The following is a 14,358-nucleotide window of genomic DNA, read 5'->3' on the forward strand; positions in this document are numbered from 1 at the left end:
AGTGCCCAGGCAGAAGAGCAACCGAGACAGAGATCGCAATCCGGACACATTGGTGGGTGAGGGTCCAGGTTTTCTGCGGACGGCTTACGCTTTGGCAGTGTCAAAGCTCTCGACCGCCACAAAGCGGCTACTGCTAGGCAGACCCTTCCGGAGCGACAAGCTCGGGCACACGCTGCTTCCCAAGAGGATCGCCCTCCCGGTCTTCGCCTCCGATGCCATGTCGTCGGTGGCGTATGCCCCGGAAGAAATCTTCCTCGTGCTGTCGGTTGCGGGCATCTCCGCCTACGCCTACACCCCCTGGATCGGGCTTGCCGTCGCCGCGGTGATGGCGGTGGTGGTCGCCAGCTACCGGCAGAACGTGCACGCCTACCCGTCGGGCGGCGGCGACTACGAAGTCGCGACCGTCAACCTCGGTCCCAACGCGGGTCTGACCGTGGGCAGCGCCCTGCTGGTGGACTACGTGCTCACGGTCGCTGTCTCCATCTCGTCGGCCGCGTCCAACATCGGTTCGGCGGTACCGTTCGTGGCCCAGCACAAGGTGCTGTTCGCGGTCGCGGCCATCGTGCTGCTGACCGCCATCAATTTGCGTGGCATCCGTGAATCCGGTGCCGCGTTCGCGATCCCGACGTACGCGTTCATCGCCGGCATGGCACTGATGCTGCTGTGGGGGTTCTTCCAGATCTTCGTCCTCGGCGACGACCTGCGCGCCGAATCGTCCGGATTCGAACTCGAAGCCGAGGACTCCCACCTGTACGGGATCGCGTTCGCGTTCCTGATCGCGCGGGCCTTCTCCTCCGGCTGTGCGGCACTGACCGGTGTCGAGGCGATCAGCAATGGTGTTCCCGCATTCCAGAAGCCCAAGTCCCGCAACGCGGCCACCACGCTGCTGCTGCTGGGATCGATTGCCATCGTGCTGCTGATGGGCATCATCATCCTGGCCCAGAAGATCGGGATCGTGTACGCGCACAGCCCGGCCGAGCAGCTGATCGGCGCCCCCACCGGGTATCACCAGAAGACTCTGATCGCGCAGATCGCGGAGACGGTGTTCGGCGGTTTCCCTATCGGCTTCTATTTCATCGCCATCGTGACGGCCCTGATCCTCGTGCTGGCCGCCAACACCGCCTTCAACGGATTCCCCGTGCTCGGCTCGATCCTCGCGCAGGATCGCTACCTGCCCCGTCAGCTGCACACCCGCGGCGACCGACTGGCGTTCAGCAACGGCATCCTGTTCCTGTCCGGGGCCGCGATCGCGTTCGTCGTCCTGTTCGGCGCCGAGGTGACCAAGCTGATCCAGCTGTACATCGTCGGCGTGTTCGTCTCGTTCGTGCTGAGCCAGACGGGCATGATCCGGCACTGGACCCGGCACCTGAAGACCGAGAACGACCTGGCTCAGCGCCGGCGGATGCATCGCTCCCGGGTGATCAACTCCATCGGCCTGGCCATGACCGGCGCCGTCCTGATCATCGTGCTCATCACGAAGTTCGCGGCAGGCGCCTGGATCGCGATCGTGGCGATGGTCGCGATCTTCGTGGTGATGAAGATGATCCGGAAGCACTACGACAGCGTCGCCCGGGAACTCGAGGAACAGGAATGGGACGGGGTGCTGCCCAGCCGGACTCACTCCATCGTCCTCGTCTCCAAGCTGCACATGCCGACCATGCGTGCGCTCGCGTATGCCCGGGCCACACGGCCGGACACCCTCGAGGCGATCACGGTCAACGTCGACGAACCCGACACCCGGGCACTGGTGCGCCGGTGGGAGAAGAGCGACATCGCGGTGCCGCTCAAGGTGATCGAGTCGCCGTACCGCGAGATCACCAAGCCCGTGCTCGACTACGTGCGGCGCGTCCGGAAGGACTCGCCGCGGGACGTCGTCACCGTGTTCATCCCCGAGTACGTGGTGGGGCACTGGTGGGAGCAGATCCTGCACAACCAGAGTGCGCTGCGGCTCAAGAGCCGCCTGCTGTTCCAGCCGGGTGTGATGGTCACCAGCGTTCCGTGGCAACTGAACTCGTCCGAGAAGGCGAAGACACTGACCATCGAATACACGGCCGGGGCCTCACGCCGCGGCTACGAACCCGACGACAAGTGACGGGCGACAAGCGTTGAGTGAGAACTGGTCGGACCGCCGCCTCGAACTGCGGCTGGGAAATCCCGGGCACGGCGGTTTCGTCGTCGCCCGGCACGAAGGCCGCGTCGTCTTCGTCCGGCACGGGCTGCCCGGCGAGCGGGTGATCGCCCTCGTCACCGAGGACCGCGGCGGGTCCTACTGCCGGGCCGACGCGATCGAGATCCTCGACGCGTCCCCGGAGCGGGTCACCCCGGTGTGCCCGGTGTCGGGTCCGGGCGGCGCGGGGTGTTGCGACTTCTCGCACGCGAGCCTGCACGTGCAGCGGGACATGAAGGCGCAGGTCGTGTCCGAGCAGTTGGCGCGGCTCGCGCGATTGCAGCGGGACGTGGACGTCGAGGAACTGCCCGGCACCGGAGACGGCACCGGCTGGCGCACGCGGGTGCGGCTCGCCGTCGACCCGGACGGCCGCCCCGGCTATCACCGGCACCGCAGTTCCGGGATCGTCACCGACCTCGCCTGCCCGCAGATCGAGTCGGCCGCCTACGACGGTGTGAGCGAGCACGATTGGAAGCCCGGCAGCGAGGTGCAGATCGTCCTCGACAGCGCGGGGGAGCGGCACGTGGTCGAGATCGCTCCGCCGAAGGTGTCGCGGACCGGCCGCACGAGTCCCGGGCGCCGCGGTGCCATGGCTCGCCGTGCCGCCAGCGGTGCGCCACGCGCCGAGCGGGTGGTCGTCGGATCGGGTCGCCCGGTGGAGCGGGTGTGCGACCGGGAATGGGCGCTGGCCGCCACCGGGTTCTGGCAGGCGCATCGCGGGGCCGCGGAAACGTATTCGGCAGTCGTCGCCGAATGGGCCGGGATGTCCGCGGGCGAGACCGCATGGGACCTGTACGGGGGAGTGGGTGTGTTCGCCGCAGCCCTCGCCGGTGATGCCGGGCCGTCGGGGCACGTGGACTCCGTCGAGTCCTCGCGCCAGGCCGTGTCGGACGGGAAGGCTGCGCTCTCCGACCTCCCGCAGGTGCGTTTCCACGCCGAGCGGGTCGAGCGCGCGATCGCCGGACTCGCCTCCCCGCCACGGGTCGTGGTGCTCGATCCGCCGCGTGCGGGTGCGGGGCGTGACGTGATCGACGCGGTCGCCGCGGCGGGCGCCGAACGGGTCGTGCACGTGGGGTGCGACCCGGCGTCGTTCGCCCGCGACATCGGGCTGTACCTCGCGCAGGGATATCATGTCGACGAGCTGCGCGCGTTCGATGCGTTCCCTCTCACCCACCACGTGGAGTGCATTGCGCTGCTGACGCGCTGACACCGGCGCATCGTTGTTTACCAAACGCAACAAAACGTTATAGTCGGCCCGCAAGTAGTGGGTGTGTGGGACGGGGACTGGATGTCGGTACAGGCAGATACAGCGCAAGCGCTCGTCGATGCGGTGTTCGCACTCGGACGATCGCTGCGGGCGGTCGTCTCCGCGAGCGGCGAGACCCCGATCCCGCCCGCGTTGACGAGCGTGCTCTTCGTGCTCGCCGCCCGGGGGGAGTGCCGTCAGAACGAACTGGCCGCCGACCTGTGCGTCAGTCAGTCCTCGCTGAGCAGGCAGATTTCCGAACTGGTCGACGCGGGATACGTGTCGCGCGCCGCCGACCCCCACGACAAGCGTGCCTCCCGCATTCGGGTGTCGCCGAACGGGATGGACATTCTGCGCGAGACCACCGAGCGCCGGGCAGAACGGCTGCGCGGCATGCTCGAAGGCTGGTCCCAGGAACAGGCGCTCGCGGCGGTGACGTCGCTGACTCAGCTCAACGACACGTTCGCCGCGTCGGTCCAGCAGCGGGGCCCCCGGGTCTAGACGAGACGCCACCGCACCCGGACGTCGACCCGCGTCGGCTTCTCGCCGCGTTCGACGGCGATCGGGGAGTCGGCCGCCGCGAACGCCTTCGCAACCGGCGGCGACACGTCACCGATGTCGACTTCCGAGATGTCGAGCACCTCGCCCAGCGCACGACGCGACAGCGAGGCATACTGCTCCGCCTTGGCGAGGGCATCGGCCCAGGCACGGTCCCGAGCGGTCGCCGTCAGCGCAGCAGGGTCGGAGAAGTCGAATTCGAGTCCGCCGAGCCGGATGTCGTCGCCACCCGCGCCGACGCAGGCGGCCACCACCTGCGCCGATGACGACGCGGACGCCCCGGCCTCGCGGACGGTGATCTGCAGCGTCGTCGCGGCGGTGTAGCCGGTCACCTCGCTGCCCCGGCCCTCGGTCCACGTGGTCTCGGAGTGCACGGAGAGACCGGTGGTCGCGAGGTCGGGCCCCGAGACGCCGTACCCGCGGAGGGTGTCCGTGACCGCCGTAGTGGACCGGGCGACGGCCTCGAACGCATCGGCCACCGCGGGACGGGTCGCGGTCACGGTGACGGTGGCGCGCACGAGATCCGGAACCGCCGACACGATTCCGGATCCCCGTACCGTCACCGATCTCTCGGCGCGATCGGTCGTCGCCACCGTCAGGATTTACGGTTGTACAGGCGCATCGTCAGCGGTCCGAAGATCACCACGAACCCGGCGCACCACCCGAACACGATGGCGAGATCCACCATCTCCACCGTCCCGGCCATCAGCCCGCGAATGGACGTCACCAGCTTGCTGATCGGGTTGACGCCGACGAACGCCTGCAGCCAGCCCGGCATCGTTGCGGGGTCGACGAAGATGTTGCTCGCGAATGTCAGCGGGAACAGGATGAACATCGACACCCCCATGACCGCCTGCTCGGTGCGCATGAGCATCGCGAACATCGTCCAGATCCAGGACAGGCTGAACGAGAACAGCAGCAGCAGGCCGATCGACGCCACCACACCGACGAGGCCGCCGTCCGGGCGGAACCCCAGGACGAGCCCCAGGAGCAGGACGATGATCGAGGCGATCGTGTAGCGGACGACGTCACCGAGCAACGCGCCCACGAGGGGAGACGGACGCCAGATCGGGAGCGACCGGAACCGGTCGAACACACCCTTCTCGATGTCCTTGTTGAGCGTCAGGCCGGTGTACATGGTGATCATGACGACCGTCTGCACCAGGATGCCCGGCAGCAGGAACTGGACGTAGGCGCTGGTCGAACCGGCCAGCGCACCCCCGAAGAGGTACGTGAACATCAACGTGAACATGATCGGGAACATCGTCACGTCGAACAGTTGCTCGGGGACGTGCTTGATCTTGAGCAGAGCCCGCCAGCCGAACGAGAGCGAGGTGGACCACGCGGTGGGTCTCGCGGGCCTCGGGCCGGGCATCTTCAGGACGTCGGCGACCGCAGTGGCGGTGTCGGTGGTCCGGTCGGTGGTGGAGGTCATGACGCATGCTCCTCGGTGGGTCGGCCGGTGAGGGAGAGGAAGACTTCGTCGAGGCTCGGTTGCCCCAATGCGAATGTGCTGACGGCGATTCCGGCGTCGTCGAGTGCGGGCAGCGCCCGCGCGACCCGGGCCGGGTCGTCGATACGGGCGGTGAGGGCGGCCGGGTCCGCTTCTTCGACGATCGGCACCTCGAGCACGTCGCGCAGCAGCGCCGCCGCGGCGGAACGGGTGGCGATGTCGGTGACCCGCACGTGCAGGGCCCCGGATCCGACGGAGGCCTTCAGTTCGCCGGTGGTGCCCTCGGCGATGACCTTGCCGTGGTCGATGACGGCCACCCGATCGGCGAGTTGATCGGCCTCGTCGAGGTACTGCGTGGTCAGCAGCACCGTCGTTCCGCCGGCCACCAGCGCGCGGACGATCTCCCACACCTGATTGCGGCTGCGCGGATCGAGACCGGTCGTGGGCTCGTCCAGGAAGATCATCTCCGGAGTGACGATGATGCTGGCCGCGATGTCGAGCCTGCGCCGCATACCGCCGGAGTAGTTCTTCACCTGCCGATTGCCCGCTTCGTCGAGCCCGAACGCGGTCAGCAACTGTTCGGACCGGGTGCGGGCCGCCGCGCGGGAGTACCCGTACAGCCGGCCGAGCAGCAGCAGGTTCTCGCTGCCCGTCAGATCCTCGTCGAGCGAGGCGAACTGTCCGGTGAGGGAGACCTTGCTGCGCACGGCGTCCGGCTCGCTCGCGACGTCGTGCCCCAGCACGGTGGCCGTTCCACCGTCGAGGGGCAGGAGTGTGGCCAGCATCCGGATCGCGGTGGTCTTGCCCGCGCCGTTCGGTCCGAGGACGCCGTACACGCCGCCGAGGGGGACGGCCAGATCCAGGCCGTCGACCGCGTGGGTGGATCCGAACGTCTTGACGAGTCCCGTCGTCTCGATGGCCAGCTTTGTCGCTGTGAGCATTGCACCCTGCTTTCGATTCGAGCGTCGTCGATTCCGAGCCCCCAGCCTGTCCGATTTTTCCGGTTCGGGCAATCGGATTTCCTGTGGGCGATCCTCGATCAGGGCCGAAGCAGCGACCGCAGCATCACGTCGAGTTGCTCATAGGCGCCGGCAGCCAGTCGTTCGAGGAGAGCGAGTTTGAGTCCGGGCTCCGTGACGGCCATGTCGGCATACCGATCCGCGGGGAGAACGGCGACGGTGACCTCGGAGTCGGCGCACACGTCATTGAGAAAGCGTAGGTCCAGCAGCATCGTCATCTCGCCGAAGGTCATGCCCGTCGACAGGGTCATGATCCGGTACACGGCGCCCCCGGAATCGGTGACTCGCATGCTGACCCGGCCCGACAGGATCAGGAACAGCCCGCACGCCCGGTCGCCTCGTTGGATGATCTGCTCGTCGCGGGCAAACGTGCGGATATCGAGTTCGCGGGTGAGTAGCCGCAACTGCTCCGGTCGCAGCCCGGCCAGCACCGGATGGTGCGCGACGTCGATGGTTGCCGGCTGACGAAGGGCGGCGCAGTGCCGATCGAGGAGGGTGTCCTCGGACCACTGCAAGGCGGCTTCGAGGTCGGCGAACACCCGGCCGCTCGCACCGGTGAGATCCGAATGCGTGTAGCCGAGCAGGGCCGCCGGATCGACGAGGGCGACCGCGCAGCCGCGACGGGTGAGTTCGTCGCGCAGACTCTCGAGCATGCGGCGCGCGATGCCGCCGACGTCGTCCACCCGCCGCACGTCGATCACCACGACCTCGAGCTCGTTCTCGACCCCGCCGATCTCGCGCACCGCGGACTCCGCGCCGGCGAAGAGCAGATCCCCGTGCAGCTCGTAGATCCGGCTGCGCTTGCCGACGTCGTCGAGGGCGGCCCGTTCGGCGGGAGTGCGCCGCATCCGCGACGGACTGTCGACGACGGAGTACGTGGCACGGATCGCCGACCGGGCGGCGCGGGTGACGTGCAGGAAATGCAGCTCCAGGTCGTTCGACAGGGCCCGGCACGCCTCCACCCCGCGCACGCTGTTCCCGTGCGCGTCGAGGCGCGGCGAGTAGACGGCGATGCCGATCTGGCCGGGCAGGACCGCGACGATGCCGCCGCCGACGCCGCTCTTGGCAGGCAACCCCACCTCGTACACCCACTTGCCCGCGGCGTCGTACATGCCGCACGTCGACATCACGCTCAGAACGCGCTCGACGAGGGCCGGTTCGAGAACGGTGTCCCGGGTGACGGGGTTGACGCCGTTGTTCGCCATCGTCGCGGCCATCAGGCTCAGGTCCCGGCACGTCACGTCGATGGAGCACTGGCGGAAGTAGAGGTCGACCGTCTCGTCGGGGTCGCCGGTGATGATGCCGAACGAACGCAGCATGTGGCCGATCGCCCGGTTGCGGTGCCCGGTCCGTGACTCGGACTCGTACACCGACCGGTTGAACGTCAGGTCCCGTCCCGCGTACCGGGAGTACTCGGCCCGGATCCGTTCGAACCTTGTGTCCACGTCCGGCCCGGCCACCAGCGACGCGGCGGTGATCGCCCCGGCGTTGATCATCGGATTGCGTGGTCGCTCCGTCCGCGGGTCGAGGCTGATCTCGTTGAATGGTTCCCCGGACGGTTCGACGTCGATCTTCTCGGCGACCGCGTCGGACCCGCGATCGGCGAGCGCCAGGGCGTACGTGAACGGTTTCGAGATGGACTGGATCGTGAAGGGCAGGCGGGTGTCGCCCACCTCGTACACGTAGCCGTCCACGGTGGCGATGCAGATTCCGAACGAGTCGGGGGCGACCGCGGCGAGTTCGGGAATGTAGTCGGCGAGCTCGCCGCTGCGGTTCTCCCGGGTCGCGGCGAAGACTTTCCCGATCAGCGCGTCCACGACGGTGCTCATGAGTCGACCCTAGAGGCTGTTCACGACAGCTGTCGGGTGTTCCGAGGGGCCCGTCCGGCGGCACAATTGTGTGAAGCCGGTCACGGTCGTGGCCGGGATGCCCGAGGACGAGCCCGCGATACCGGGCCGCACCGGCCCCTACCGTGTGTCCCGCACTCCGGCGGCTCCGTAGACTGGTTCCACTGTGACGTGACACGAAGCCACGGCAGAGGCACGCAAGGCCGCGTGCATCACGGAGGGAGCGATCTCGTTGGGTGTTCTTGCCCGTATCCAGACGCCTGACGATCTTCGTCAGCTGAATTCGGCGGAGATGAAGCAGCTCGCCGCGGAGATTCGCGAGTTCCTCGTGCAGAAGGTCGCGGCGACCGGTGGTCATCTCGGCCCCAACCTGGGCGTCGTCGAGCTGACCCTCGCGTTGCACCGCATCTTCGATTCGCCCGCCGACCCGATCATCTTCGACACGGGCCATCAGGCGTACGTCCACAAGATCCTCACCGGCCGCAAGGACGATTTCGACTCGCTCCGCAAGCAGGGCGGCCTGTCCGGGTACCCGTGCCGGGCGGAGAGCGATCACGACTGGGTCGAGTCCTCGCACGCGTCGGCGTCGCTGTCGTACGCGGACGGCCTCGCGAAGGCCTTCGAACTGACCGGTCAGGACCGCCACGTCGTCGCCGTCGTGGGTGACGGTGCGCTGACCGGCGGCATGTGCTGGGAGGCCCTGAACAACATCGCGGCAGGCAAGGACCGCTCGGTGGTCATCGTCGTCAACGACAACGGCCGCTCGTACGCACCGACCATCGGTGGTCTCGCCGATCACCTCGCCGCCCTCCGTCTCCAGCCGGGATACGAACGCATCCTCGACAGTGGCCGCCGGATGGTGAAGAAACTTCCCTGGGTGGGCCGCACCGCCTACTCGGTCCTCCACGGCATGAAGGCGGGCCTCAAGGACGCCGTGGCCCCGCAGGTGATGTTCACGGACCTGGGCATCAAGTACCTCGGACCGGTCGACGGACACGACGAGGCCGCGCTCGAATCCGCGCTGCGCCGCGCGAAGGCGTTCGGTGGCCCGGTCATCGTCCACGCCGTCACCCGCAAGGGCATGGGTTACGCGCCCGCCGAGAACCACGTCGCCGATCAGATGCACTCGACCGGCGTGATCGACCCGATCACCGGTAGGGGGACCGGGTCGGCGTCCGCCGACTGGACGTCGGTGTTCTCGGCCGAGCTGATCGATCAGGCGAGTCACCGGCAGGACATCGTGGCGATCACCGCGGCGATGGCGGGCCCGACCGGTCTCGCCGCGTTCGGCGAGAAATACCCCGACCGGATGTTCGACGTCGGGATCGCCGAGCAGCACGCCGTCACGTCGGCGGCCGGCCTCGCCCTGGGCGGCCTGCACCCGGTGGTCGCGGTCTACTCGACGTTCCTCAACCGCGCGTTCGATCAGCTGCTGATGGACGTGGCGCTGCTGAAGCTTCCCGTCACCCTCGTTCTCGACCGCGCGGGTATCACCGGCAACGACGGTGCCAGCCACAACGGCATGTGGGACATGTCGCTGCTGGGCATCGTCCCCGGAATGAAGGTCGCCGCTCCCCGCGATACCGCCACCCTGCGGGAGGAACTGGACGAGGCACTGGCCGTCGACGACGGCCCGACCGCGCTCCGGTTCCCGAAGGGCACCGTCGGTGACGACGTACCCGCGGTGAGCCGCCTCGACGGCGTCGTCGACATCCTTCGCGCCCCCTCCGGGCGGAACGACGTGCTCATCGTGTCGGTCGGCGCGTTCGCCGGTCTCGCGCTCGCCGCGGCGGAACGCCTGGAACAGCAGGGCATCTCGGCGACCGTCGTCGACCCGCGGTGGGTCCTGCCGGTCCCGGAGTCGCTGGTGAAGCTCGCCGAGGACTACACGATGGTCGTCACCGTCGAGGACAGCGGTCTGCACGGCGGAGTCGGTTCCACCGTGTCCGCCGCGTTGCGGGCGGCGGGGGTCGACGTCCCCTGTCGTGATCTCGGTGTTCCGCAACAGTTCCTCGACCACGCGTCGCGCGCGCAGATCCACGCCGAGCTGGGCCTCACCGCGCAGGACGTCGCCCGGCAGATCACCGGATGGTTCGCCGGCCTCGGGAACCTGCGCCCCGAGCAGCAGAACGGCGTCGTCGCCGACCTCGATGCGCAGCGCGCGGAGAAGCAGCAGGGCTGAGTCGTTGCACAGAAATCCGGCCGAATCACAGTGTGATTCGGCCGGATCCGTATGTGCCTGGGTCAGGTGTGCATCTCCTCGAGCTCCATCCCCTTCGTCTCCCGGACCTTCGACCGGACGAAGAAGAAGGAGAGCAACGCGAAGAACGCGAACAGTCCGTACAGGAACCACAGCCCCACCGAGCGGGTGAGCGGCGGGAATGCCAGCGTGACCGTGAAGTTCGCGATCCAATTCGCCGCCGTGCTGATGCCGAGTGCGTAGGCGCGCATGTTGTTGGGGAACATCTCGCCCAGCATCACCCACATGACCGGGCCCCAGGTGGAGGCGAAGAAGATCACGAACAGGTTGGCGCCGATCAGGGCGACCGCCCCCCACGGGCTGGGGAGCACGACGTCGTCGCCGCTGCCACTCGCCTGGGAGAAGGCGATTGCGGCCATGAGCAGGCTCGCGAACATGCCGAGCGAGCCGACCATGAGCAGGATGCGCCTGCCGATCCGGTCGACGAACAGGATGGCGACGAACGTCATGCCCACGTTGATGATCGCGGTGATCACCGACGTGGTGAACGACTCGTTCTCGGTGAAGCCCACCGACTTCCAGAGCGTGGTGGAGTAGTAGAAGATCGCGTTGATGCCCACGAACTGCTGGAAGATGGCCATGAATATGCCGACCCAGACGATGGGCTGCAGCCCGAACTTCGGGCCGCGAATATCGTCGAACGACGCCGTCGATTCGTGGCGGAGGGTCAGCCGGATCTCGGAGACGCGCTCGTGCGGGTCGAGTTCGCCGGTGATGTTCGCGAGGATGTCGGCCGCCTCCTGATCGAGGTGCTTGCCCACGAGGTACCGCGGAGACTCGGGAATGAGCAGGGCGAGAATGCCGTACACGACCGCGGGGACCACACCGACGATGAACATCCAGCGCCAGGCTTCGAGGTTCAGCCACAACTCGTTGGAGGCGCCGCCCGCGGCGTTCTGCAGCACCGCGTCCGACAGCAGCGCGGCGAAGATGCCGAGAGTAATGGCCAACTGCTGCAGCGACGCCAATGCGCCGCGGTAGCGGGCCGGCGCGATCTCCGAGATGTACGTGGGCGCAATGACCGACGCGATACCGATGCCGAGGCCGCCGAGGACGCGCCACAGCATCAGGTCGGGGACGCTGAACGCGAGACCCGCTCCGAGCGAGGACACGACGAACAGCACCGAACCGAGCAGCATCACTTTCTTGCGGCCCCAGCGGTCCGCGAGACGACCCGCAAACCATGCGCCCACAGCACATCCGAGCAGGGCGATCGCCACGGCGAAGCCCGTGAAGAACGACCCGAGCTCGAAGTGGCCCTGAATGGAGTCGACGGCACCGTTGATGACCGAGCTGTCGAAACCGAAGAGAAATCCACCTACCGCGGCGGCGACGGTGACGCCGATGACCTTCGCGGTGTGTCTTTCGGACATCTGCGTCATCGCATACCTGCTTTCGGCGAGCGTTCCTGATGCGGGCACAGCGGAAAATTGTGTCTCGAATCACGCTACGCCCGACACCGCCTGTCAGGCGGGAGTTCAGGCACCCGCTTTCGTGGCGGCCTCGCTCACTTGAGGTGTCAGCTTGTCCAGCACCCACGGAGTCGCGAGAACGCTGGTCTGGCTGAGCCCCGAGATGATCTTCGTGTCCGACAGCGTGACCGCGGTTCCACGCCCGATGGCACCGAGGTTCGCGTAGGCCGGGTTCGCGGCGACGGTGGTGTTCTCCGGGACGAACGCGACCACGACGTCGGCGTCGACATCGGAGATGTTCTCCACGGAGATGTCGGCGAAGAACTTGTCCGGATCATTGGAAGCGGCCAGCTTCTGCACGCCGGGAGACACGGTGAACCCGAGCTGGGTCAGCACCTGGACGCGGGGATCGGAGGGCATGTAGACGTTGACCGTCGCGGCATGGGTGTCGAAGTTGATCACCGAGATCGTCTTGCCGGCGAACTCGGGGTGCGCGGCGGCGGTCCGAGCGAGGGTGTCGTCGAGACCGGCCACCAGCTGCTCCGCCTCGGCGCTCTTGCCGAGTGCCTGTCCGACCAGCGTGGTCTGATCCTGCCACGTGGTCTGCCACGCCTTGTCCGGGTACGCCACCGTGGGGGCGATTCCCGACAGCTTCTCGTACGTCGCCTGGTCGAATCCCTCGTACGGGGCGAGCACGACGTCCGGCGCCAGCGAGGCGACGCCCTCGATGGGGGTGGACGTGGACGTGTCGAGCAACGTGGTCTCGGACGGATCGAATCGGTCCTGCAGCCAGGGCATCACACCGTTCGCCTCGGCGCCGTACGTGTACTTCGGCATGCCGACCGGTGTCTCGCCGAGCGCGTAGACGACGTCCTGGGCATTCCATCCGAGCGTGACGATACGTTCGGGCGCCGCGTCGAGGGGGGTCGATCCGAACGTGTTCTCGAGGGTGACCGGAAACCCCTCACCGGACGCTTCCGTGGTTCCTCCGCTGTCGCCGGACGAGCACGCGGCGAGGAAGAGGGACGAACTGGCCACGGCGAGTGCGACGGCGATCTGACGTCTGGCGGTGGGTGCGAACACGGCAACGACTCCTTCGGGACGAAAATAGAAGGTAAGCCTAACCTAGACTCGAGTGCTCGCCGGGTGGACGTCGCCACTTCGAATCACCCTGATTGAAACTTCCCGGCCCGGCCTGGCCTGGCGCATTCCCGGGTCGTTGCCGGGTTTTGGCTGGTGAGGCGGTTCGGGCCCGGCGCGGACCCGGCCGATTCGCGGGGGCGCCCCGAGCGGCGGTTCGCGGCGACTCCGGGCCCCGCCGACTGCCGTTAGCGTTTGTCTTCGTCCAGCTCACACGCACTATCGACGAAGGAAACCATGGTGGTGAATCCGACTCCCCTCCAGACGGCGTCGCGCAGTTCCCGCGCAGACCATGCGCGCAGATTCGCCGACCTGCTCCGTCAGCAGATCCACGCTGACTCCTTCGCCGAGCGCGGATTGCCGTCGGAATCGGAGCTGGCCGCCGAGTTCGGCGTGTCGCGCAATGCGGTACGCGACGGACTGGCACTGCTCAAGCAGGAGGGGCTCATCGACCGGGCCCCGCGGGTGGGAACCCACGTGGCGCAGCGCAAGTACGACCACGGTCTCGACGCCCTGCTCGGGCTGAAGGAGACGCTGAAGGGGCACGGGGAGGTCCGCAACGACGTCCGCGCCGCCCGGGAGATCAGCCCGCCGCCCGCCGTCGCCCGCCGCCTGCAGCTGGAGCCGGGCGAACCCGCTGTCTACATCGAACGGGTGCGGTACCTGGGCGACCTGCCGCTCAGCCTGGACCTCACCTACCTCGTCCCCGACATCGGAGCCGAAATCCTCGGTCACGACCTCGAAACCAACGACGTGTTCGCGCTGATCGAGGAAGTCTGCGGTCAGCCCCTCGGCTCCGCCGATCTGGCGATCGAATCCGTGAACGCCGACGCCCATTCCGCCGCGAACCTCCAGACGCCCGAGGGTGCGTCGCTCCTGTTGCTCGAACGCCTCACCCGGCTCGTCGACGGACGTCCCGTCGACCTCGAATACATCCGCATGCGCGGTGACCGAATCACCATGCGCAGCAGCCTCGTCCGCCGACCCGACATCACCAACTGGGAGCTCACCTCATGACCTTGGTCAATCAACGAGCAGACGTACCCGTCACCATCGACGAGTCGCTGTGCATCGAGGGCTGCACCCTGTGCGTCGAGATCTGCCCACTCGATTCGCTGGCCATCAACCCGGAGAACGGCAAGGCCTTCATGCACGTCGACGAATGCTGGTACTGCGGTCCCTGCGCGGCTCGCTGCCCGACCGGCGCGGTCACCGTGAACATGCCGTACCTCCTCCGCTGAGCGAAAGACCACCCA

General features: G+C 67.6%; 12 protein-coding genes. 6 read left to right on the forward strand and 6 right to left on the reverse strand.

What is annotated here, in order from left to right; genetic code table 11:
* Positions 1-97: 97 nt before the first annotated feature.
* The 3 genes from PSR88_RS34715 to PSR88_RS34725 all read left to right on the forward strand — a co-directional run bounded on the left by PSR88_RS34715 (position 98) and on the right by PSR88_RS34725 (position 3,914).
* Positions 98-2,092 (forward strand): APC family permease, encoded by a 1,995-nt coding sequence (locus PSR88_RS34715; RefSeq protein ID WP_029537538.1) that lies wholly within the window; start codon positions 98-100, stop codon positions 2,090-2,092.
* 13 nt (positions 2,093-2,105) lie between these two features.
* Positions 2,106-3,374: a class I SAM-dependent RNA methyltransferase gene (locus PSR88_RS34720; RefSeq protein WP_011598605.1), complete on the forward strand. Its 1,269-nt coding sequence runs from the start codon at positions 2,106-2,108 to the stop codon at positions 3,372-3,374.
* Positions 3,375-3,455: 81 nt separating this feature from the next.
* Positions 3,456-3,914 (forward strand): MarR family winged helix-turn-helix transcriptional regulator, encoded by a 459-nt coding sequence (locus PSR88_RS34725; RefSeq protein ID WP_005240874.1) that lies wholly within the window; start codon positions 3,456-3,458, stop codon positions 3,912-3,914.
* On the opposite strand, the gene PSR88_RS34730 is transcribed toward PSR88_RS34725, so the two are convergent.
* The 4 genes from PSR88_RS34730 to glsA all read right to left on the reverse strand — a co-directional run bounded on the left by PSR88_RS34730 (position 3,911) and on the right by glsA (position 8,272).
* The gene (locus PSR88_RS34730; protein WP_029537543.1) at positions 3,911-4,570 is read right to left on the reverse strand and encodes an SIMPL domain-containing protein; all 660 of its coding nucleotides are present in this window, start codon (positions 4,568-4,570) and stop codon (positions 3,911-3,913) included. The genes PSR88_RS34725 and PSR88_RS34730 overlap by 4 nt on opposite strands.
* A complete protein-coding gene (locus PSR88_RS34735) occupies positions 4,567-5,406 on the reverse strand; it encodes an ABC transporter permease (RefSeq protein ID WP_009480090.1) in 840 nt (279 codons plus the stop codon). Before PSR88_RS34735 ends, PSR88_RS34730 begins: the two co-directional genes overlap by 4 nt.
* Positions 5,403-6,365 carry a daunorubicin resistance protein DrrA family ABC transporter ATP-binding protein gene (locus tag PSR88_RS34740; protein WP_009480091.1) on the reverse strand — a complete coding sequence of 321 codons (963 nt, stop codon included), beginning with the start codon at positions 6,363-6,365 and terminating at the stop codon, positions 5,403-5,405. The genes PSR88_RS34735 and PSR88_RS34740 overlap by 4 nt, the downstream gene beginning before the upstream one ends.
* Before the next feature lie 98 nt (positions 6,366-6,463).
* Entirely contained in the window at positions 6,464-8,272 is a 1,809-nt protein-coding gene (gene glsA / locus PSR88_RS34745; protein WP_011598607.1) for a glutaminase A, read from the reverse strand.
* 250 nt (positions 8,273-8,522) lie between these two features.
* On the opposite strand from glsA, the gene dxs reads away from it, so the two are divergent.
* Entirely contained in the window at positions 8,523-10,472 is a 1,950-nt protein-coding gene (gene dxs / locus PSR88_RS34750; protein ID WP_009480093.1) for a 1-deoxy-D-xylulose-5-phosphate synthase, read from the forward strand.
* A gap of 62 nt (positions 10,473-10,534) precedes the next feature.
* Here the strand turns inward: dxs and PSR88_RS34755 are convergent, their stop codons facing one another.
* On the reverse strand, positions 10,535-11,932 hold the full coding sequence (locus tag PSR88_RS34755; RefSeq protein ID WP_009480094.1) for a sugar porter family MFS transporter: 1,398 nt from the start codon (positions 11,930-11,932) through the stop codon (positions 10,535-10,537).
* 96 nt (positions 11,933-12,028) lie between these two features.
* Entirely contained in the window at positions 12,029-13,045 is a 1,017-nt protein-coding gene (locus PSR88_RS34760) for an iron-siderophore ABC transporter substrate-binding protein (protein ID WP_016880145.1), read from the reverse strand.
* Between the two features lie 294 nt (positions 13,046-13,339).
* On the opposite strand from PSR88_RS34760, the gene PSR88_RS34765 reads away from it, so the two are divergent.
* Both PSR88_RS34765 and PSR88_RS34770 read left to right on the forward strand, forming a co-directional pair.
* Positions 13,340-14,119, forward strand: coding sequence for a GntR family transcriptional regulator (locus PSR88_RS34765; protein WP_016880146.1), 780 nt, complete (start codon positions 13,340-13,342; stop codon positions 14,117-14,119).
* Positions 14,116-14,343, forward strand: coding sequence for a ferredoxin family protein (locus PSR88_RS34770; protein WP_005240903.1), 228 nt, complete (start codon positions 14,116-14,118; stop codon positions 14,341-14,343). Before PSR88_RS34765 ends, PSR88_RS34770 begins: the two co-directional genes overlap by 4 nt.
* Positions 14,344-14,358: the final 15 nt, after the last annotated feature.

The sequence above is a fragment of the Rhodococcus sp. DK176 genome (assembly GCF_038447315.2).
Taxonomy (GTDB): domain Bacteria; phylum Actinomycetota; class Actinomycetes; order Mycobacteriales; family Mycobacteriaceae; genus Rhodococcus_F; species Rhodococcus_F jostii_A.

Excerpts from the sequence above, each read along its gene's own strand:
- PSR88_RS34755 (WP_009480094.1), bottom strand. The coding sequence starts at position 11,932 with ATGACGCAGATGTCCGAAAGACACACCGCGAAGGTCATCGGCGTCACC.
- PSR88_RS34740 (WP_009480091.1), bottom strand. The coding sequence starts at position 6,365 with ATGCTCACAGCGACAAAGCTGGCCATCGAGACGACGGGACTCGTCAAG.
- PSR88_RS34765 (WP_016880146.1), top strand. The coding sequence starts at position 13,340 with ATGGTGGTGAATCCGACTCCCCTCCAGACGGCGTCGCGCAGTTCCCGC.
- PSR88_RS34770 (WP_005240903.1), top strand. The coding sequence starts at position 14,116 with ATGACCTTGGTCAATCAACGAGCAGACGTACCCGTCACCATCGACGAG.
- glsA (WP_011598607.1), bottom strand. The coding sequence starts at position 8,272 with ATGAGCACCGTCGTGGACGCGCTGATCGGGAAAGTCTTCGCCGCGACC.
- PSR88_RS34725 (WP_005240874.1), top strand. The coding sequence starts at position 3,456 with ATGTCGGTACAGGCAGATACAGCGCAAGCGCTCGTCGATGCGGTGTTC.
- PSR88_RS34735 (WP_009480090.1), bottom strand. The coding sequence starts at position 5,406 with ATGACCTCCACCACCGACCGGACCACCGACACCGCCACTGCGGTCGCC.